We start from the raw sequence: 23,693 nt of genomic DNA on the forward strand, positions 1-23,693 counted from the left end.
TCCGGTCGATCACGACCGCGGTGACTGTGTAGAGCACTGCGCTACCTCCCGATAGAAGCGTCTCCTGTCCGTGACCACCCGGGTTCGGGCCGGACCGGCGCGCGGCCGGTCCGGCCCGAACCCGCTATTCGGATCTCTCGAGACGAGCCCGTAGCACCGCGCCGATGTCGGCCAGTGCCGCGGGCGAGGTCATCTCGCCGTGCGAACAGTCCACCAGATGCTCGTGCACCTGGCCGGCGACGAGCGGACGCCATTGCGCCGCACCGGGATTCGGGCCGGTCCCGGCGGGGCCGTCGTCCTCGGCGGTCGCGGTGAACAGCACCACGTCGCCGTCGTAGCGGCCCGGCCGGTACCGCGACCCCATCCGGCTGCCCGCCAGATATCCGGCGTAGAGCCGTTCCACGTGACCCGGGGTCAGCGCGCCGAACGGACCGGACCGCTCGCGCAGCAGCGCCGCGGCCTGCTCGGCGGTCACCTCGACGCGTTTCAGGTCGTCGTCGCCGAGCAGCGCGCCGAGCAGTTCGCCGGTGGTCGGCTCGGCGGCCTCCGGTTCGCCCGTCAGGATGCGGCTGTCCAGCAGGGCCAGCAGCGCGACCCGGTCCCCGGCCGCGGTCAGCTGGATCGCCATCTCGTAGGCGATCAGTCCGCCGAGCGACCAGCCCAGCAGGTGGTACGGGCCGTGTGGCTGCCGCTGCCGCAGCTCGTCGACGTAGCGCGCGGCCAGCGCCTGCACCGTGTCCGGTCCCGCGCCGCCCTCGGTCAGGTGCGGGATCTGCAAGCCGTACACCGGCCGCCCGGGGTCGAGGTGTGGCAGCAGACCGGCGTAGCTCCAGGACACGCCGCTCACCGAATGCACGCAGAACAGCGGCGGTTCGGTGCCGTCCGCGCGAATCGGGAGCACCGTGTCGAAGGCGGCGTCGGCGAGCGCCGGCTCGTTCGCCGCCGTGTCGATGCGGGCGGCGATGCCCGCCGGTGTCTGGTCCAGGAACACCGCCTGCACCGGAACCTCGAGCCCGTGCGATTCGCGCAGCACCGCCGCCATCCGGGTCGCCAGCAGCGAGTTGCCGCCGAGTTCGAAGAAGCTGTGGTCGGCGCCGACCGGGGCCACGCCGAGGACCTCCGCGAAAGCCGCGCACAGCGCCGACTCGACGGCCGTGGCCGGTGGCCGGTAGGCGGTGGTCTCGGTAAGGACCGGCGCGGGTAGCGCCGCGCGGTCCAGCTTGCCCGAGACCGTCACCGGCAGCGCGTCGAGGATCGTGATCGACTGGGGCACTTGATAATTAGGCACCCGGTCCACCAGGTGGGCGCGCAGATCCGCCGCGGTGCACCGGGCGCCGGGCGCCAGCTGCACGTAGCAGGCCAGAGCCGGTGCGCCGGTGGGCAGTTCGAACGCCGTGGTGACCGCCCGGTCGACCTCGCGATGGCGTACCAGGGCCGCGTCGATCTCGCCGAGTTCGATGCGGAAACCACGGATCTTCACCTGATCGTCGGCGCGGCCGAGGTATTCGAGCTCGCGGTCGGCGGTGTGCGGCGCCCAGCGGACCAGGTCGCCGGTGCGGTACATGCGTTCGCCGGGCGCACCGTACGGGTTGGCGACGAACCGCTCACCGGTCAGCCCGTGGCGGCCGTGATAGCCGCGGGCCAGGCCGACTCCCGACAGGTACAGCTCACCCGGCACCCCGACCGGTACCGGCCGCAGCCGGGAGTCCAGCACCAGCAAGGCGAATCCGCGGATGGGACCGCCCACCGTGACCGCGGCGTCGGTCCGCATCGGCATGCTCAGCGTCGCGGCGACGGTGGCCTCGGAGGGACCGTAGGCGTTGTACATCCGGCGCGGTTCGGCGTCGGCGCCGCGCGGGACCGCCCAGCGCTCCACCAGTTCCGGTCCGGTCCGGTCGCCGCCGACCATCACGACCTCGAGGTCGTCGAGTCCGCGCGGGTCGACGGTCGCCAGCGCGGCCGGGGTCACGAAGGCGTGCGTAATGCGCTGTCCGCGTAGCAGATTCCGCAATTCCGTCCCACCGTAGACCCCCGCCGGGGCGATGACCAGCGTGGCCGCGCCGCCGAGGGCGAACAGCAGCTCCAGCACCGCGGCGTCGAAACTCGGTGACGCGAAGTGCAGCACCCGCGCACCCGGATGCACCGCGCAGCGCTCGGCCAGTTCCCGGGTGAAGTTGGCGAGGCCGCCGTGGGTGACGGTGACGCCCTTGGGGATTCCGGTGGAACCGGAGGTGTAGATGAGGTACGCCGGGTTGGCCGGGCGTGGTCCGGCCCCGCGCTCGGCGTCCGTCAGCGGCGCGTCCGCGACCGCGGCCAGCCGGTCGGCGCACCGCGGATCGTCGAGGACCAGCCAGTCCGGGCCGTCGGGCAGGTCGGCACGGCAGGCCGCGACCGTGATACCCAGCCGCGTGCCCGAATCGGTGAGCATGTGCTGCTTGCGCTGCGGCGGATAGGCGGGGTCGACCGGCAGGAACGCCGCGCCGGTCTTCGCCACCGCGAGCACCGCCACGACCGACTCGATCGAACGCGGGATGCCCACCGCGACATACCTTTCCGGCCCGGCGCCCGTCTCGCGCAGCACCCGGGCCAGGCGGTTGGTGAGGCGGTCCAGTTGCTCGTAGGTGAGTTCCTCGGCGCCGTAGCGCAACGCGACGGTCCGCGGGTCGACCGCCACCGCCGCCGCGAACAGGCCCGCGAAGGTGCTCGCCGCGCAGGATCCGATGCCGCGCACCGGGGTGAGCGCCCGCAGTTCCGGCGGGTCCAGCAGTTCGAGGTCGCCGACGGCGCGGCCGGGTGTGGTGACCGCGTCGCCGAGTACCCGGGCGAACCGCTCGGCGATCCGGCTCGCCGTCCGCGCCTCGAACAGGTCGGTGGCGTAGGTCAGGCTCAGCTCGATGCCCGCCGGTGCGCCGTCCGGGCCGAACGATTCCGCCAGCGTGAACTGCAGATCGAATTTCGCGGTCTCGATCTCGACGGGCTCGGCCGTCACCGCGACGCCGGGCAGCTCCAGCGCCACCGGGGCGGAGCTGTGCACCGACAGCATCACCTGGAACAGCGGGTGGTAGGCGGTGGAGCGCACCGGATCGAGCGCCTCGACCAGTCGTTCGAACGGCACGTCGGCGTGCGCGAAGGCGTCCAGGTCGGCGTCGCGCACGGCCGCGAGCAGATCGGCGAACGCGCGGTCGGGCTCGATCCTGGTGCGCAGCACCAGGGTTCCGACGAACATGCCGATCAGTCCGTCGAGACCGATGTCCTCGCGGCCCGCGACGGGCGTGCCGATCGCGAGGTCGCCGGTGCCGGCGAGCCGCGACAGCACCACCGCCAGCGCCGCGTGCAGCACCATGAACGCCGAGGCGTCGTGACGGCGGGCCAGGTCGTGCACGGCCCGGTGCACCGCCGCGTCGATGGGCGTGACCACGGTGGCGCCGCGGTGGCTGGGCAGCGGCGGGCGGGGCCGGTCGGTCGGCAGCTGCACGCATTCGGGCAGGTCCGCCAAGGTGTGCCGCCAGTAGTCCAGCTGGGCGGCCGCCGGGCTGTCCGGATCGTCGTCGCGGCCGAGCAACTCGCGCTGCCACAGCGTGAAGTCGGCGTATTGCACCGGCAGCGGTTCCCAGCCGGGTGCGCGGCCCTCGACGCGGGCCGCGTAGGCCGTGCGAAGATCGGCGGCCAGCGGCGGCACCGAACCACCGTCGGCCGCGATGTGGTGGATGACGACCGCGAGCACGTGGTCGTGCTCGCTCAGCCGCAGCAGCAGCATCCGCACCGGGGTCTCGGTGGCGAGATCGAATCCCTGTGCCGCCGCGCGCCGTACGCGCTCGGCCGCGCCGTCGGCGTCGGTGTCGGCGGTGACCGGGTGCACCCGCGCGGCGGTGATCACCTGGCTGGGGCCGTGCACCGAATCCGGGAACACGGTGCGCAGGCTCTCGTGCCGCTCCACCACATCGTGCAGCGCGGCCCACAGCGCCGCGGTGTCCAGAGCGCCGCGCAGGCGCAGCACCACCGGGATGTTGTACGCGCCGGAGGACACGTCGGCCCGGTTCAGGAACCACAGGCGCTGCTGGGCGGGTGACAGCGGGATGCGGTCCGGCCGCTCGCGCCGGGCGAGCGCCGGGCGTGCGGTGGCCGGGCCCGCGACGTCGAGCAGGGCCGCCAGGCCGGCGGGCGTGGGATGGTCGAAGACCGCGCGCACGCCCAGCCGCTGCCCGCTCGCGGCGGCGATCCGCGCGACCAGCTGGGTCGCCGACAGCGAGTTGCCGCCCAGCTCGAAGAAGTTGTGGTCGGCGCCCACCTCGGCCCGCCCGACCGTCTCGGCCATCGCCGCGGCGACCAGCCGCTCCGCCGCCGTGGCCGGGGCGCGCCCGCGGCCGGTGATACCGAACTCCGGTTCCGGCAACGCTTTCCGATCCAGCTTCCCGGTCGGCGTCATGGGCGGCGCGGGCAGCGGGACGATCGCCTCGGGCACCATGTGGCCGGGCAGGCGGCGCGCCGCGTGCTCGCGCACCGCGCGCACCGCGGTCTCGTCGCACACCACGTAGGCGACGATGCGGGAGGCGCCGGCGGCGTCGGCGCGCACCTCGGTGTGCGCGAACCGCACGCCCGGACAGGCGGAGACGACCGCGGTGATCTCCCCGAGTTCGATGCGCAGGCCGCGGACCTTCACCTGGTCGTCGGCGCGTCCGGCGAAGACCAGCTCCCCGGCCCGCGTCCAGCGCACCAGGTCGCCGGTGCGATAGACCCGTTCCCCCGTGCCGCCGAACGGGTTCGCGACGAACCGGGTGGCGGTCTGCTGCCGCCGGTCGTGGTATCCGAGGCCGACGCCGACGCCGCCGACATACAGTTCGCCGACGGTGCCCGGGGGCACCGGCCGCAGCCGGTCGTCCAGCACCACCGCCGTCACGCCGCGCAGTGGGCGACCGAGCACGGCCGGGCGGCCCGGCCGCATCGGCGGCGAGAGCGTGGTCGCGATCGTCGCCTCGGTCGGCCCGTAACCGTTGATCACGGTCCGGCCGGGCAGCCACGGCGCGACCAGGTCGGCGTCGAACGCCTCGCCGCCGAGCACCAGCGTGCGGACCCGCGGCAGCGGCCAGCGCACCGGATCGATGGTGGTCAGCACCGCCGGAGTGGTTACCGTGTGAGTCACCGCTTCGCGCTCCAGCAGCGCCGCGAGTTCGTCGCCGCCGTAGACATCCGCCGGGGCGACCACGATGGTCGCGCCGCAACTCCACGCCATCAGCAGTTCCAGCACCGACACGTCGAAGCTCGGCGATGCCAGATGCAGTGTGCGCGAATCGGCGTCGATGTGGAAGCGGCGGCGCAGTTCCGCGGCGCAGTTGCGCAGCCCGCGGTGGCTGATCGCGACGCCCTTGGGCTGCCCGGTGGATCCGGAGGTGTAGATCAGGTACGCGGTGTCGTCGGCTCGCAGCCGCCGGGTGCGCACCGTATCGAGCACCGCGTGCGATACCGCGTCCGGCGTCTCGAGGTCGGCCGGGGTCACCCAGTCGATGTCGCCGGGCAGCTCGGGCCGGTCCTCCGGTCGCGTGAGTCCCACCCGCACACCGGAATCCGACAGCATGTGCCGGATCCGGTCGGCGGGGTGGCGCACGTCGACGGGCAGGAACGCCGCGCCGGTCTTGGCGATGGCCAGCGTACCGAGCACCGATTCCACCGATCGGGCCATGCCCAGCGCGACGACGTCGCCGAGGCCGAGGCCGCGCGCGATCAGCGCCCGGGCCAGCCGGTTCGCCCGCCGGTCCAGGTCCCGGTAGGTCAGCCGCACCGGACCGCACCGCAGCGCGACGCGATTCGCGTCGGCGGCCGACGAGGCGAAGACGGCGGGCAGGGTCAGCGGGTCGGCCGGGGCGCCGTCGGCGGCGGGGACCAGCGCCTCGTGCTCGGCCGGGGTGAGCAGATCGATGTCGCCCACCGCGACCCGCGGCCGCGCCGCCACCTCGGTCAGGATCCGGATCAGCCGCTGCGCCAAGGCTTCCGCGGTCTCGGCGTCGAACAGGTCGGTGGCGTAGGTGAGGCACACCTCGACGTCGCCGGGACGGTGGCCGTCCAGCCACGACTGGGTCACGGTGAACTGGAGGTCCATCTTCGCGGTGCCGGTGTCGACGTCCTCGCTGGTGATCTCCAGGCCGGGCAGGCGCAGCTGGGCGGGGGCCAGGTTGTTCAGCGACAGGCCGACCTGGAACAGCGGGTGATGCGCGGCGGAACGCTCCGGGTTGAGCACCTCGACCAGCCGCTCGAAGGGAACGTCGGCGTGCGCGAAGGCGTCGAGGTCGTCGTCGCGCACGCGTTCGAGCAGGTCGGTGAAGGCGTGCCCGGGTTCCACCGCGGTCCGCAGCACCAGCGTGCCGACGAACATGCCGATCAGCCGGTCCAGTCGCGGGTCGGTGCGTCCGGCCACCACGGTGCCGACGGCCACGTCACGGCTCGCGCCGACGCGGGCCAGCAGCACGGCCAGCGCCGCGTGCAGCACCATGAAGACGCTGGCGTCGTGCCGCTGCGCCAGCTCGATCAGGCCCGCGTGTACGGAGGCGTCGAGCCGGGTCAGGACCGAGGCGCCGCGATGCGACGCCACCGCGGGACGCGGTCGGTCACAGGGCAATTCGGCGCATTCGGGCAGTCCGGCCAGGCGTTCGGTCCAGTAGCGGAGCTGCCGCGACAACACGCTGTCCGGGTCGTCCTCGTCGCCGAGTACCGCGCGTTGCCACAGGCTGAAGTCGGCGTACTGCACCGGCAGCGGCGCCCAGTCCGGAGCGTCCCCGGATCGCCGCGCCCGGTAGGCCTGGGCCACGTCGGCGGCCAGCGGCGCCAGCGACCAGCCGTCGGCCGCGATGTGGTGCACCACCAGCACCAGCACGTGTTCTGCCGGAGCGACGCGGAACAGGGCCGCGCGCAGCGGCGGTTCCGTCGCGAGATCGAAACCGGCGGAGGCGCATTCGCCGATGGCTGCGGCCAGGTCCGCGGGCGCGCGGTCGGTGACCGGCAGCGCCGGCCGGTGGGCGGGCAGCACCACCTGTGCGGGACCGTCGGCGCCCTCGGGGTAGACGGTGCGCAGCACCTCGTGCCGGGCGGTGACGTCGGCGAGCGCCGTGGCGAGCGCGTCGGCGTCGAGTTCGCCGCGCATCCGCAGGACGGCCGGGATGTTGTAGGCGCCGGAGGTGGTGTCGAAGCGGTTGAGGAACCACAGTCGTTGCTGCGCGGGCGACAGCGGGATCCGCTCCGGCCGTTCGCGCGCTGTCAGTTCCGGTCGCGACGCGGTGTGCTCGGTCGCGTCCAGCACCGCCGCGAGGCCCTCCGGTGTCGGCTGTTCGAACACCGTGCGCACGGCGAGCCGACGACCCGTGGCGGCGGCGATCCGCGCCACCAATTGCGTTGCCATGAGCGAGTTTCCGCCGAGTTCGAAGAAGCTGTGGTCGGCGCAGACCGTTTCGCGGCCGACCACCTCCGCCATCGCCGCCGCCACGAGTTCCTCGGTCTGCGTGGCCGGTGCGCGACCCGTGGCGGGCTCGCGGGCGAACTCCGGTGCGGGCAGCGCCTTGCGATCCAGTTTGCCGGTCTGGGTGAGCGGCACGTCGGTGAGCACCACGATCGCCGACGGCACCATGTGCGACGGCAGCCGGCGGGCAGCGCGGGCCCGCAGCGCCTCGGGGTCGAGCGCGGCGGATCCGGTCGGCACCACGTAGGTCACGATGCGCCGCTCGCCCGCCTCGTCCGCGCGAACCTCGGTGTGCGCCAGCTGGATTCCGGGCTCGGCCGCCACGACGGAGGTGATCTCGCCGAGCTCGATCCGGAACCCCCGCACCTTCACCTGATCATCCGACCGCCCCACGAACACCAAACCACCCGCAGACCACCGCACCACATCACCCGTCCGATACATCCGCTCCCCCACACCACCGAACGGACACGCCACAAAACGCGACGCCGACAAACCCACCCGACCCACATACCCCCGACCCACACCACAACCCAACACATACAACTCCCCCACCACACCCACCGGCACCGGACGCAACCGACCATCCAACACCACCACGCCCACACCACCGATCGGACCACCGAGCGCCAGTGGATCGCCGGGCCGCAGCGGCTGCGACATCAGCATGACGATGGTGGTCTCGGTGGGGCCGTAGACGTTCCGGAACATCCTGCCGGGGGCCCAGCGTTCCATCAGCTCCGGGCCGTACGCCTCGCCGCCGACGGCCAGGCACCGCAGCGCGGGCAGCGGCCAGCGGTGCGCGTCGATGCTGGCCAGCGCGGCGGGGGTGATGAAGGCGTGCGTGACCCGCTCCCGGTCCAGCAGTCGCGCGAGTTCGTCGCCGCCGTACACGTCGGCCGGGGCGATCACCATGGTCGCGCCCGCGCACCATGCCAGCAGCATTTCCAGCACCGCGGCGTCGAAGATCGGTGCGGCGAAATGCAGTGTGCGCGAGCCTGGTTCGATGCGGTAGCGCTCCCGCTGGGCGGCGGCGAAGTTGGCGAGACCGCGATGGGTGATCGCCACGCCCTTCGGCACGCCGGTCGAGCCGGACGTGTAGATCACATACGCCACCTCGTCCACCGACAGCGGCCGCACCCGGTCGCGATCGGTCACCGGCGACGGGTCGCCGCCCGCCAGTTCGGCCGTGGTCGTCCACCGCACGCCGTCCGGCAGGGCCGCCGGGTCGGCCGCGAACCCCATCCGGACGCCGGAGTCGGTGAGCATGTGCCCGATCCGCTCGGCCGGATGGCGCGGGTCGATCGGCAGGAACGCCGCGCCGGTCTTGGTGACGGCGAGCGCGGTGAGCACCGACTCGGCCGAACGCGGCAGCGCCAGCGCCACCACGTCGCCCGGGCCGACACCGTGCCGGATGAGCCCGCGCGCCAAGCGGTTCGCGCGTTCGTCGAGCTCCCGGTAGGTCCACTCCACCGCCTCGCCGCGCAGCGCGGCCCGGTCGGGGCCGAGCGCCAGTGCCGCCGCGAAACAGTCGGCCAGCGGCCGCGCCGCGACGGCGGGGCCGCCGTGCGCGGGCACCAGCACGGACTCCGCGGCGGTCAGCAGATCGATGTCGCCGACCGCGGTGTGCGGCCGAGTCACCACGGCGGCGAGCACCCGGACGAACCGTTCCGCGAGCAGTTCGGCGGTCCCGGCGCCGAACAGGTCGGTCGCGTAGGTGAGGTGCAGCTCGATGCCGCCCGGCGCGCGGTCGGCGGTCCACGACTGGGTGAGGGTGAACTGGAGATCGAATTTCGCCGAGCCGGAGTCGATCGGCTCCCCCGCCACCTCGAGGCCGGGCAGGCGCATCACCTCGGGCTGGTCGTCGTGCACCGACAGCATCACCTGGAACAGCGGGTGATGGGCGGTGGAGCGGACGGGATCGAGCGCCTCCACGACACGTTCGAACGGCACGTCGGCGTTGGCGAACGCGTCCAGATCGCCCTCGCGCACCGACTCGAGCAGGTCGGCGAAGCTCCGCCCGGCGTCGACCCGCGCCCGCAGCACCACGGTCGCGACGAACATGCCGATCAGCCGGTCCAGCTGTTCCTCGGACCGTCCGGCCACCGCGGTGCCGATCGCGACGTCGTCGGTGTTGCCGAGCCGGGCGAGCAGCGTCGCCACCGCCGCGTGCAGCACCATGAACACGCTGGCGTCGTGGCGGCGGGCCAGCTCGACCAGGCCCGCGTGCACCTCGGCGTCCACCCGTGTCACCACCGCCGCGCCGCGATGCGACGCCACCTGCGGACGCGGCCGATCACACGGCAGTTCCAGGCATTGCGGCAGTCCGGCCAGGGTCCGCCGCCAGTAGTCGAGCTGCGCGGCCGCCAGGCTCTCCGGATCGTCGTCGTCGCCGAGCAGTTCGTCCTGCCACAGGCTGAAATCGGCGTACTGCACCGCCAGCGGCTCCCACCGCGGCGCGGCGCCCGCGCGGCGCGCCTCGTAGGCCGCCACCACGTCCGCGCCCAGCGGTCCCAGCGACCACCCGTCGGCCGCGATGTGATGGACCACCAGCACCAGCACGTGTTCGTCGGCCCCGGCCCGGGACAGGCCCGCCCGCAGCGGCGGCTGTTCGGTGAGATCGAAACCGGCGGTGGCGAATTCGGCGATCGCGGCGGCGTCGGGGCCGAGTTCGCCCAGCGGCGTCCCCTGCGGCCACAGCGCGTCGATCTCGCGGACGGACTGGTAGGGGCCGTCACCGGCGTCCGGGAAGACGGTGCGCAGCACCTCGTGCCGTTCCACGACGTCGCGCAGCGCGGTCTGCAGCGCCTCCACATCGAGCGCGCCGCGCAGCCGCAGCGCCAGCGGGATGTTGTAGAGGCCGGAGCCGGCGTCGAAGCGGTTGAGGAACCACAGCCGGCGTTGCGCGGAGGACAGCGGGATGCGGCCGGGGCGTTCGCGCGGCGTCAAGGCGGGCCGGGCGCCGTCCGCGTCCGTGGGACGCTCGTCGAGCAGCACCGCGAGGTCGGCCGGTGTCGGATGCTCGAATACCGACCGGACCGGGAACCGGTGCCCGGTCCGGGCCGCCAGGCGCGCCACCAGGCGGGTGGCCAGCAGCGAGTTGCCGCCGATATCGAAGAAGCTGTGGTCGGCGCAGACCGTCTCCCGGCCGACCACCTCGGCCATGGCGGCGGCCACGAGTTCCTCGCCGGGTGTGGCCGGGGCGCGGCCGCCGGGCGCGTCGAATTCGGGTTCCGGGAGCGCGGCGCAGTCCAGTTTGCCCGCGGGGGTGCGCGGAACCGCGGCCAGCACGACGACCGCGGACGGCACCATGTGCGAGGGCAGCCGCCCGCCGACGTGGCGCCGGATCGCTGCGGGGTCGGCCGCGCCGGTGTCGTCCGCCGTCACGTACGACACGATCCGCGGCTGCCCGATCGCATCGTCACGCACCTCGGTGTGCGCGAAACCCACACCGGCGCAGTCGGATACAGCGGCGGTGATCTCGCCGAGCTCGATCCGGAACCCCCGCACCTTCACCTGATCATCCGACCGCCCCACGAACACCAAACCACCCGCAGACCACCGCACCACATCACCCGTCCGATACATCCGCTCCCCCACACCACCGAACGGACACGCCACAAAACGCGACGCCGACAAACCCACCCGACCCACATACCCCCGACCCACACCACAACCCAACACATACAACTCCCCCACCACACCCACCGGCACCGGACGCAACCGACCATCCAACACCACCACACCCACACCACCGATCGGACCACCCAGCACGACCGGTTCGCCCGGTCGCAGGGCGTCCGAGAGCACCGGCGCCACAGTCGCTTCCGAGGGGCCGTAGGCGTTGTACAGTCGACGTCCGGACGCCCAGCGCCGCACGAGATCCGCGCCGACCGCCTCGCCGCCGACCACCAGCGACCGCAGGTGCGGCAGTTCCCAGCGCGCGTCGATGCTCGCCAGCGCGGCCGGGGTGACGAAGGCATGCGACACCCGCTCGCGCTCCAGCAGTTCGGCCAGTTCGTCACCGCCGTACACGTCGGCGGGGGCGATCACCATCGTGGCGCCCGCGCCCCACGCCAGCAGCAACTCCAGCACCGCGGCGTCGAAGCTCGGCGACGCGAAATGCAAGGTGCGCGAGGAGGTTTCGACTCCGTACCGGTCGCGCATGGCCGCCGCGAAATTCGCCAGGCCACGATGGGTGACCGCGACGCCCTTCGGCACGCCCGTGGAACCGGAGGTGTAGATCACGTAGGCGACGTCGTCCACCGACAGCGGGCGCAGCCGGTCGGCGGCGGTCACCGGGCGGGGATCGCCGGAGTCGGTGATCCTCACCCAGTCCACCGTGTCCGGCAGGTGTGCGCGGTCGGTGGTGGTGGTGACGCCGAGGCGAGCGCCGGAATCGGCGAGCATGTGCCGGACGCGGTCGGCCGGATACCGCACGTCCACGGGCAGATACGCCGCGCCCGTCTTGGCGGCCGCGAGCACGGCCACGACCGATTCCACCGATCGTGGCAGCGCCAGCGCCACCGTGCCGCCGGGTCCCGCGCCGCGGCCGATCAGGGTCCGCGCCAGGTGGTTCGCCCGCTCGTCGAGTTCGCGGTACGTCACCGACAGCGAATCGCAGCGCAGCGCGATGTGTTCGGGCGCCGCCGCCGCGCGGGCGAACAGTTCGTCCAGAGTCGCCGCGGGCAGCGCGGGCCCGCCGCGAGCCGGAACCAGCGCCGACCGCTCCCACTCGTCGAGTACCTCGAGATCGCCGACCACGGCGGCGGGGTCGGCCGCGACCGCGTCGAGAATGGCGATGTAGCGGCGCAGCAGGCGTTCGGCCGTACCGGATTCGAACAGGTCCGTGGCGTAGTCCAGGCGCAGGTCCACCCCCGCGGGCGCGTGGTCGCCGCTGTGTGACTCGGTCAGCGTGAACTGCAGGTCGAAGCGGGCGACCGCGGCGTCGATACGCTCGCCGTGAATGTCGAGCTCCGGCAGGGTCATTCGCACCGGCTGCGCGTCCTGCAGGGACAGCATGACCTGGAACAGCGGGTGGCAGGCGGTGGAGCGGGCCGGGTTCAGCAGGTCCACCAGCCGCTCGAAGGGCACGTCGGCGTGCGCGAACGCGTCCAGGTCCCCCTCGCGCACCGCTGTCAGCAGGTCGGTGAACGAGCGGCCGCCGTCCACGTCGGTGCGCAGGACCAGCGTGCCCACGAACATGCCGATCAGCCGGTCCAGCTGTGCCTCGGTGCGGCCCGCGATCGGCGTGCCGATCGCGATGTCGCGGGTGCCCGACAGTCTGGCCAGCAGCACCGCGAGCGCCGTGTGCACCACCATGAACAGGCTCGCGCCGCGAGTGCGGGCGAGTTCGGTCAGCCGGGCGTGCAGCGCCGCGCTCAGCTGCGCCGACACCACGCCGCCGCGCTGGGAGGCGACGGCCGGGCGCGGGTGGTCGAGGGGCAGTTCCAGGCATTCGGGCAGTCCGGCGAGCCGGTCGGTCCAGTAGCCGATCTGCCGGGACAGCACGCTGTCCGGATCGTCCTCGTCGCCGAGCGCCGCGCGCTGCCACACGCTGAAGTCCGCGTACTGCACCTGCAGCGGCGCCCACTCGGGCGCGCCGCCGGACCGCCGCGCCTCGTAGGCGGCGGTCACATCGGCGGCCAGCGGCTCGAGCGACCAGCCGTCCGCGGCGATGTGATGAATCACCAAGGCCAGCAGGTGTTCCCGGTCGCCGGTGCGGATCAGCTCGGCCCGCAGCGGGACCTCCGCGACCAGATCGAAGCCACGCGCCGCCAGTTCGCGAGCGCGTGCGCGGGCCTGCTCGGGGGTGCCCTCGGTGCGCGGCAGCTCCGGATGCGCCTCCGCGCCGGGCAGCACGACCTGGCTGGGCCCTTCCTCGGAGTCGGGGAAGATGGTGCGCAGGCTCTCGTGCCGCTCCACCACGTCACCGAGGGCCTGCCGCAGCGCCGCCGCGTCCAGCGGGCCGCGCAGCCACAGCCCGATCGCGATGTTGTAGGCGCTCGAGGCGGTGTCGAACCGGTTGAGGAACCACAGCCGCTGCTGCGCGGTCGACAGCGGGATCCGCCGCGGCCGCGGCCCGGCAGTCAGCGCGGGCCGCGCGGTGCGGCCATTCCGGTCGGCGGCGTCGAGCAGCGCCGCCAGCCCGGCCGCGGTCGGATGCTCGAACACCGATCGCACGCCCAGCCGATGCCCCGACCGGTCCGCGATCCGGGCCACCAGCCGCGTCGCCGACAGTGAGTTGCCGCCCAGATCGAAGAAGGCGTGGTCGGCCGACACCGTGGCCGCGCCGACCACCTCGGCCATCGCCTCCGCGACCAGAATCTCGTTGGGCGTCACCGGTTCCCGGCCCGCACCGGCGAGCGCGCCGAAATCCGGCTCGGGCAGGGCACGGCGGTCCAGCTTCCCGGTCGGCGTGCGCGGGATCGACGACAGCGCGACGAATATCGCCGGGACCATGTGCGCGGGCAGCCGGGCGGCCACCCGGTCCCGGATCGCGCCGGTGTCGGGTTCGGCCGCCCCCGCGCCCACCAGGTACGAGACGATGTGCGGGGTGCCGGAGAGATCCCGCCGCACCTCGGTGTGGGCGAACCGGACCTCCGGGCACGCCGCCACCGCCGCGGTGATCTCGCCCGGCTCGATCCGGAACCCGCGGACCTTCACCTGATCGTCGGCGCGCCCGACGAGGGCCAGTGCGCCGGTCGGGGTCCAGCGCGCCAGATCGCCGGTGCGGTACATGCGCTCGCCCGGCGCGCCGAACGGGTTTGCCACGAACCGGGCCGAGGTCAGCACCGGCCCGCGGTGGTAGCCGCGCGCCAAACCCGCACCGGCCACACACAATTCGCCCACCACGCCGGGCGGCACCGGGCGCAGCCGCCCGTCCAGCACCGCCGCCGTGACGCCGCGGATCGGGCGGCCCAGTTCGATCGGCGCTTCGGGCTCGAGCGGGGCGACGGTGACCGCGACGGTCGATTCGGTGGGACCGTACGCGTTGAACATCCGGCGGCCCGGGGCCCAGCGCCGCACGAGTTCCGCGTCGCAGGCGTCGCCGCCGACGATCAGGCACGCCAGTTCCGGCAGCGGGTGGCGATCCGGTTCGACCGTCGCCAGCGCCGCGGGCGTGACGAACGCATGGGTGACCCGTTCCCGGCCGAGCAACTCGCCCAGTTCATCGCCCCCGTAGACATCGGTCGGGGCGAGCACCAGCGCCGCACCGGAGCCGAACGCCAGCAACAGTTCCAGAATCGACGCATCGAAGCTCGGCGAGGCGAAATGCAGTACCCGGGAACGTTTTTCGACGCCGTACCGCTCGCGCTGCTCGGCCGCGAGCCCGGCCAGCCCACGATGGGTCACCGCGACCCCCTTCGGGGTACCGGTGGAGCCGGAGGTGTAGATCAGATAGGCGACATCGTCGATGTGCGGTACGCGGACCGGCGTGCCGGCGCTGTCGAATGCGGCAGCAGTCCCCGGCACTGCAGCCTTGCCCAGCGCGTCAGCGGCGGCCTGTACGGCAGCGGCGCCCTGCCTGGTGGCAGCAGCCTGCGTCGTCGCGGCAGCCTGCGACATTGCGGCAGCCTGCGTCGTAGCGGCAGCCTGCGACATTGCAGCAGCCTGCGTCGTAGCGGCAGCCTGCGTCATTGCAGCAGCCTGCGTGGTTGCGGCGGTGGGCGTTGGGGCGGTGAGGTCGGTGGGTGTGGTGGTGATCGTGCCGGGCGTGGCACCGTCCAGGGGTAGCCAGCGGACGTGGGGTGGCAGGTGTGGTGCGGTGGGTGTGGGGGCCAGGCCGATTGCGACCTGGGCGTCGGAGAGCATGTGGCGGATTCGGGCTTCGGGGTGGGACGGGTCTATGGGGAGAAAGGCGGCGCCGGTGCGGGCGATCGCGAGGGCGCCCAGGACCGATTCCACCGAGCGCGGGCAGGCCAGGGCGACCACGTCGCCGGGGCCGATGCCGTGCTGGATCAGCGTGCGCGCCAGCCGGTTCGAGCGCTCGGCCAGGTCGCCGTAGGTCAGCCGGGCCGAGCCCGCGCGCAATGCCTCGGCGGCCGGGTCGGCGAGTGCGGCACGGTCGAACAGCTCCACGAGGGTCAGCGGGTCGGGTGCTGCCGGGCCGCGGGCGGGGGCCAGCGCGACGCGCTCCGGCGGGGCGAGCAGGTCGACGTCGCCGATGGCGGTGGCCGGGTCGGCCGCGACGGCCGACAGCAGACCGATGTAGCGTTCGGCGATGCGCGCCGCCGAGGCCGCGTCGAAAAGGTCGGTGGCGTAGGTGAGCCGCAATTCGATGCCGTCGGGCGTGCGGTCGGCGGTGTAGCGCTCGGTGAGGGTGAACTGCAGGTCCCACATGGCGACGCCGGTCTCGACCTGGTCGGCCAGCACCTCGAGGCCGGGCAGCCGCACCGTCTCCGGCGCCGAGTCGTGCACCGAGAGCACCACCTGGAATAGCGGGTGGTGCGAGGTGGAGCGCGCCGGATTGAGCACCTCCACGACCCGTTCGAACGGAATGTCGTTGTGCGCGAACGCGTCCAGGTCCGTCTCGCGGACCGCGGCGAGCAGGTCGGTGAAACGCGCGGCCCCGTCCACCCGGGTGCGCAGCGCCAGGGTGCCGGCGAACATTCCGACCAGCGGATCCAGCTGGGCGTCGGTGCGCCCGGCGATCGGGGTGCCGACGCACACGTCGTCGGTCGCGCCCAACCGGCCCAGCAGCGCCGCGAGCGCGGCATGGGTCACCATGAACACGCTGGTCTCGGAGCGGCGGGCCAGGCCGGCCACGGCGGCGTGCAGCGCGGCGTCCATCGGCACCACCAGCGACGCGCCGCGATGCGACGCCACCGCCGGGCGCGGCCGGTCGACCGGCAACTCCAGGCAGTCCGGCAGACCGGCGAGGCGGTGCACCCAGTAACCGACCTGGGCCGCGGCGAGACTCGTGGGGTCGTCCTCGTCGCCGAGCACCCGGCGCTGCCAGATGCTGTAGTCCGCGTACTGCACCGGCAGCGGCTCCCAGCGCGGTGCCTGTCCCGCACAGCGGGCCGAGTAGGCGGCGGCCAGGTCACCGGCCAGCGGCGTCAGCGACCGGCCGTCCGCGGCGATGTGGTGCAGCACCAGACCGAGGACGTGCTCGTCGGGTGCGGTGCGCAGCAGTTGCGCGCGCAGCGGGGTCTCGGTGGTCACGTCGAAGCCGGTGGCGGCCAGCGCGCGCAGGCGGGCCTCGACGTCGGCCGGGCGCACCGGCGCCGTCGAAAGCGCCGGAGTCGCCGCGGATTCGGTGACGATCACCTGGCACGGGCCGTCCGGGCCGTCCGGGTAGATGGTGCGCAGTGCTTCGTGCCGTCCCACCACGTCGCCGAGCGCCGCGCCCAGCGCGTCCACGTCGAGTTCGCCGCGCAGGCGCAGCGCGAGGGCGATGTTGTACGCGCCGGAGTGCGGGTCGAACCGGTTCAGGAACCACAGCCGCTGCTGCGCCGGGGACAGCGGAATCCGCTGCGGGCGCGGCGCGGCCACCAGCTCCGGGCGCTCTCCCACGCCGGACTGCGTGCTCACCAGCGCCGCCAGCGCCTCGACCGTGGGCGCCTCGAAGATCAGCCGCACCCCGATCGGCTGGCGCACCGCGGCGCTCAGCCGGGCCGCCACCCGGGTGGCGGCCAGCGAATTGCCGCCCAGGCCGAAGAAGTCGTCGTCCAGGCCGACGCGGGACAGCCCGAGCACCTCCGCGTACGCGCCCGCGGCGAGCCGCTCGATCGGCCCCACCGGCGGCCGGAATTCGGCGACCTCGAACACCGGCTCGGGCAGCGCCTTGCGGTCGAGCTTGCCGTTGGCGGTCAGCGGCAGCGCGTCGAGCACGACGAACGCCGACGGGACCATGTAGGACGGGAGCACGTCGGCGAGCCGGGCCGTCACCACGGCCGTGTCGATCGTCGCGTCGGCCGCGGGCACGACATAGGCGACGAGACGGTCGCCCGCGCGCTCACCGTGCGCGACCACGGCGGCCGCGGCGACCATGTCGAGTCGCAGCAGCGCGGCCTCGACCTCGCCCAGTTCGATCCGGAATCCGCGCACCTTCACCTGGAAGTCGGTGCGGCCCAGGTATTGCAGTTCACCCGCGGAGTTCCAGGAGACCAGATCGCCGGTGCGGTACAGGCGTTCGCCGGGACGCTGCGAGAGCGGATGCGCGACGAAGCGTTCCGCGGTCAGCACCGGTGCGCGGTGGTAGCCGTGGGCCAGCTGTGCTCCGGCGAGGTAGAGCTCGCCCGCCACGCCCGGCGGCACCGGACGCAGGTAGGCGTCGAGCACGTACACCTGGCTGTTCCACTCCGGGACGCCGATCGGCACGGTGCCCGCATGCTCGTCGTCCACGCGCCGTGCCGTGACCGAGACGGCGGCTTCGGTGGGGCCGTACAGGTTCCACAGCTCGACGCCGGGGTTGCCCTCCCGGAACCGCCGCGCGGTCTGCCCGGGCAGGGCCTCGCCGATGACCAGCGCCACCCGCAGCGAGGACGGCAGGGACGCGCCGGTGGTCAGCAGCGCGTCGACGGTCGAGGGCACCGCGTGCAGGACCGAAACGCGATGTGCCTCCATGGCTTTGGCGAGGTACACCGGATCGCGGTGCCCGTCCGGGGCGGCCACCACCGTGCGGCCGCCGCAGACCGTGCCCGACCAGAATTCCCACACCGACAGGTCGAAGGTGGCGGCGGTCTTCACCAGCACCGTGTCCTCGGCGTTCATCGCGAAGGTCGCGCGCTTCCACGCCAGCTGGTTGGCGATGGCGCGGTGCGGCACGGCGACGCCCTTGGGGCGGCCGGTGGAGCCGGAGGTGAAGATGAGGTAGGCGGTGTGTTCCGGGCGCAGCGGGGCGAGCCGGTCGGCGTCGGTCACCGGCGCGGCCGATGCGGCGGACAGCGCGACCGTGTCCACCTCGAGCACCGGGGCTTTCGTCGTGAACGTCGCGCGATCGCGGCGGGTGGTCAGCACGCACAGCGGCGCGGCGGTGTCGAGCACGTAGCCCAGCCGGTCCGCCGGCTGGGCGGGATCCAGCGGCACGTAGACCCCGCCCGCGACCGAGACGGCGTACATGGCGACGATCAGGTCCACCGACCGCCGCATGCCCAGCGCCACCCGGGTCTCCGGCCCGACGCCCCGCGAGATCAATTGCCGCGCCAGGCGATTGACGCGTTCGGCGAGCTGACCGTAGGTCAGCGACCAGGCCGGTTCGCTGCCGTAGCCGTCGGCGACGATCGCCACCGCGTGCGGCGTGCGAGCCGCCTGCGCCGCGAACAGCGACGCGAGCGTGTCCGAGGTCGGGACCGGATGCCGGGTGTCGTTCCATTCGCGCAGCATCCGCTGGCGCTCGCTCGCATCGAGCACGTCGATGTCGCCGACGGGGCGGCGGGGCGCGGCGACGACATCGCTCACGATGCGGCGGAAGCGCGCGGCGATGGCGGCGGCGGTCGACTCGTCGAACAGGTCCGACGCGTAGGCCAGGTGGCCGGTGATGCCGGCGGGCGCGCCGCTGTCGTCGTAGGTGTCGGTGACGACCAACTGCAGGTCGAATTGCGCTATGCCCGTGTCGATCTCGGCAGCCGAGACGGCGAGCCCGGGCATGTCCAGCCGCACCGGGTCCAGGTTCTGGAACGAGAAGCCGACCTGCACCAGCGGGTGGCGCGCGGTGGAGCGCACCGGGTTGAGTTCCTCCACCAGCCGCTCGAACGGCACCTCCGCGTGGGCGAACGCGCCGAGGTCCACCTCGCGCTGCCGAGCCAGCAGCACCGCGAACGATTCGCCGGGCACGACCCGGGCGCGGAACACCAGCGTGTTCACGAACATCCCGATGACGCCGTCCAATTCGCGCTCACCGCGCCCCGCGACGGGCGTGCCGACCGCGATGTCGGACATGCCCGAGAGCCGGGCGAGCAGCACCGCGAAGGCCGCGTGCGCGGCCATGAACAGCGTGGCGTTACCCGCGCGGGCCAGCTCCGCCAGGCCCGCGTGCAACTCGGCGTCGAGCGCCACCGGCACCCGCCCGCCCTCGAACGACTGAGTGGCGCCGCGCGGGCGGTCGTAGGGCAGGGTCAGCTCGTCGGGCAGGTCGGCCAGCTGCTCGGTCCAGTAGGCCAGCTGCACCGCCGCGCGGGTGCCCGGGACCGACTCGTCGCCGAGCGAATCACGCTGCCACACACTGTAGTCCGCGTACTGGACGGGCAGCGGCGCCCAGCCGGGAGCCCGTCCGGCCAGGCGCGCCCGGTAGGCCGCGGACAGGTCGTCGGACAGCGGGCTCAGCGACCAGCCGTCGGCGACGACGTGGTGGATCACCAGCGCGAGCACATGTTCGCGGGGGCCGGTGCGGAACAGCCCCGCCCGCAGCGACGTCTCGGTCGTCAGATCGAAACCGCCGCGGGCGAATTCGCGGACACGGTCGGTCACCTCCCCCGGTTCGACATCGACAACCGGCAGCGGCAGCGGGGCGGCGGGCAGCACCACCTGGCACGGGCCGTCCGGACCGTCGGGGAAGATCGTGCGCAGCGTCTCGTGGCGCTCGACCAGGTCGCCGAGCGCGGCGCGCAGCGCGGGCACGTCCAGTTCGCCGCGCAGGCGCAGCGTGAACGGGATGTTGTAGGTGCTCGAGCTGGGATCGAACCGGTTGATGAACCACAGCCGCTGCTGCGCGGGTGACAGCGGAATGCGGTCCGGCCGGGGTCGCGGAGTGAGCGGCGCGCTGCCGCCGCTGCCGACGTGCCGCTCGACCTGCGCCGCGAGTTCGGCGACGGTCGCCTCCTCGAGGAACAGGCGGACCGGCAGCCGGGCCCCGATCTGCTCGCCGAGGCGCGCGGCGGCCTGGGTCGCCGACAGCGAGTTGCCGCCGAGCGCGAAGAACCCGTCGTCCAGGCCCACCCGGTCGACACCGAGTACGTCGCCGAGGGTGCGGGCGGTCGCGTACTCGATCGGCGTGCGGGGCGCGCGGTAGTCGCGGACCTCGGCGACCGGCGCGGGCAGCGCCCGGCGGTCCAGTTTCCCGTTGGCGGTCAAGGGAATCGCGTCGAGCACCACGAAGGCCGCGGGCACCATGTATTCCGGCAGCACGGCCGCGACCGCCGCGCTCACCGCCCGGGTGTCCGGCGGCGTCCCCGGTCGTCCGGTGAGGTAGGCGACGACGCGCTTGTCGCCGGGAACGTCTTCGCGCACGACGACGGCCGCGGTCCGCACCCCGTCCTGAGCCAGCACGGCCGCCTCGATCTCGCCGAGTTCGATGCGGAAGCCGCGGATCTTCACCTGGTCGTCGGCGCGGCCCAGGTAGTCCAGGGCGCCGTCGGCGATGCGCTTGCCGAGGTCGCCGGAGCGGTACAGCCGCGAACCCGGCGCGCCGAACGGGTTCGCCACGAAACGCGCCGCGGTCAGGCCCGGCCGCCCGAGGTAGCCGCGGGCCAATTGCCCGCCCGCGACGTAGATCTCGCCCGGCACGCCCACCGGGACCGGACGTAGCCGGTTGTCCAGCAGGAAGGTGCGCAGGCTCGGAATCGCCGCGCCGATACCACCGGCGCTCGGCCGGGTCACGTCGGTCCGGTCCAGGGCGCGATGGGTCACGTGCACCGTGGTCTCGGTGATGCCGTACATGTTCACCAGCGCCGGTGCCCGGTCGCCGTGCCGATCGAACCAGTCTGCCAGGCGGCGTAATTCGAGCGCCTCGCCACCGAAGACGATGTGCCGCAAGGCCAGTGGCGGCATGTCGGCCGGTCCCTGTTGCCGCGCGGCGGCTTCGGCGGCGTCGAGCTGATAGAACGCCGAGGGGGTCTGGTTGAGCACCGTGACCCGCTCGCGCCGCAGCAGCTCCAGCAGTTGCTCGGGCGAGCGGGAGGTGAGGTAGTCGACCACCACCAGCGTCCCGCCGTGCAGCAGCGGACCCCACAGCTCCCATACCGAGAAGTCGAAGGCGTGCGAGTGGAACATCGTCCACACGTCGGTGTGGTCGAAGCCGAACCGGGCGCGGGTACTCGCGAACAGCGTGGTGACATTGCGGTGCGGGATCTGCACGCCCTTCGGGCGGCCCGTGGAACCGGACGTGTAGATCACGTAGGCGATGTGGTCGGGCCGCAGCGGCGCGCGCCGGTCGGCGTCGGTGACCGGCGATCCGTCGCCGTCGTCCGGGGACAGCGCGCCCGGGTCGAGTTCCGGTGTTCCCGGTGGCAGCGCGGCACGGACGTCGCGGGTGGTCACGACGCACACCGGCCGGGCGTCGGTGAGCATGTACTCGATGCGGTCGGCCGGGTAGGCCGGGTCGATCGGCAGGTATCCGGCGCCGGACTTGAGCACCGCCAGCAGCGCGACGATCAGGTCCGCCGAGCGCGGCAGCGCGACCGCGACCAGTGTCTCCGGCCCGGCCCCGGCTCGGATCAGCTTGCGCGCCAACAGGTTCGCGCGCCGGTCCAATTCACCGTAGTCGAGGCTGTCCGCGCCGCAGCGCACCGCCACGGCCGTCGCGTGCGCGCGCGCCGCCGCATCGAACAGTTCGGTCAGGGTGCGCTCGTCGGACACGATCGGGACGCGCGCCGCGGCCTGCGCGGTCAACCGTTCGTGTTCGTCCGGGCTCAGCAGCGGCAGGTCCGCGACCACCGCCTGCGGGCCGGCCGCCAGGAAGCGGCCGAGGTAGGCGAGGAAACGCCGGTGGTGCGCGCGCAGCTCGGCGCTGTCGTACCGGTCCGGGTTGCCGACGAAGTCCACATGCAGTCCGGCGTCACCGGCGCCGTTGTAGATGTTGATCGACAGGTCCTCCACCGGTCCGGTGGACACCACGTGGACCGTCGCGTCCGCGTCGCCGAAACGCATCCGGTTGTGGTACAGCATCAGATTGACGACCGGGCCGAAGAAGCCGCGGCGGTTGTTGGCGCTGCCGAGATCGCGGCGCAGGTCCTCGTGGCGGTAGCACTGATGCCGCAGTGCCTCCTCCAACCGGTCCGCGGCCGTGCGGACCAAGTGGTCCACGGTCGCGCCCGCGTCGACGGGCAGATGCAGCGGCACGACGTTCGAGACGTATCCCGCCGAGGCCCGCAGCAGCGGCGTGGTGCGCGCGGTGACCGGCAGGCTCAGCACCACGTCCGGGCTGCCGGTGACCGCCGAGAAATATCCGGCCAGCGCCGCGGCGAACAGCGCGGGCCGCGAGACACCGAAACGCTCACGCGCTGAACCGAACAGCGCCGTCGCCGCGGTGTCGACGGCGCCGGTCTCGGTGCGCCGCCCCGCCCCGGCCGGTGCCGGGCGATCGCTCAGCTCGAAGCACTCCGGCACGCCCGCCAGGCGGTCGAGCCAGTACCGGCGGTCCTCCACGAAACTCGCCGAGTCCCGGTATTCCAGTTCCGCGGTGTAGACCTCGTACAGCGTGCCGGCGCTGGCCGGACCGGGCGCGGTCCCCGCGGCGGCCGCGTTGTACCGCTCCACGATGCGGGCCGCAAGCAGCATCGCGCCGTAGCCGTCGATCGCGATGTGGTGCATCTTGGCGTACCACAGGTATTCGTTGTCGGCGACCAGCAGCACCGCGGACCGGAACAGCGGGCCCGACAACGGCATCGGCGCACTGGCGTCGCGCTCCATCCAGCGCCGGGCGGCGGCGCGCGGGTCCGGCTCCGCGCGCACGTCCACCACCTCGGACCCCAGTGGCACGCCGGAGTCCACCAGCTGCCACGGCGTGCCCTCTACCTCCACCACGCGCAGCCACAGGCTCTGCAGGTCCGCCGCCGCGCCCGCGATCGCGCGGTCGAGCGCGGCGATGTCGAGGCGGCCCCGGATCTCGACATACTGCGCGACCGTCAGCGGCACGTCCGGCGTCATGTGCTGGGCATTCCAGATCCCGGTCTGCGCGGCCGAGAGAGGGAACCGGCCCTCGGCTTCCGACTCGGTGTAGCCTGCGGACTCGGGGGCCAACGAGGTCATGCACACGCTCCGTTCGACGGTCGAGACAACGGGTCACGCAACAATCGGGGCAAGCGTTCAGCAACATCGGCCCCACCGGCAGTCGTTGCCGTCGCGGGTACGGATTGGTCGGTTTGCTCGCGTCCTGGTACAGGATTCGAAAATCGGTCACACAGAAGGACGTCGGGATGTGCGAGCGACGCCGGGTGCGGTCGGCGCCGACGCCAAGGAGCGGCGTTTCGCTTGCGGGACAGGCGGACCGCTCGGCCGGACCCTCGGATGTCTGCGAAACCCAGCAGCTGGAAGGCATTTCGACGACATCGCACGAATGGTGGTCGCAGTCGGCTGGGCTTCTCGA

1 protein-coding gene is annotated in these 23,693 nt (G+C 73.2%); it reads right to left on the bottom strand.

The window, feature by feature from the left end; all coding sequences use genetic code 11:
• Positions 1-124: 124 nt before the first annotated feature.
• The gene (locus NWFMUON74_RS17790; RefSeq protein WP_187683007.1) at positions 125-23,356 is read right to left on the bottom strand and encodes a non-ribosomal peptide synthetase; all 23,232 of its coding nucleotides are present in this window, start codon (positions 23,354-23,356) and stop codon (positions 125-127) included.
• Between the last annotated feature and the right edge of the window lie 337 nt (positions 23,357-23,693).

Origin of the sequence: Nocardia wallacei (assembly GCF_014466955.1) — a bacterium.
Lineage (GTDB): Bacteria > Actinomycetota > Actinomycetes > Mycobacteriales > Mycobacteriaceae > Nocardia > Nocardia wallacei.

Coding starts and splice junctions, on each gene's coding strand:
- NWFMUON74_RS17790 (WP_187683007.1), bottom strand. CDS start 23,356: ATGACCTCGTTGGCCCCCGAGTCCGCAGGCTACACCGAGTCGGAAGCC.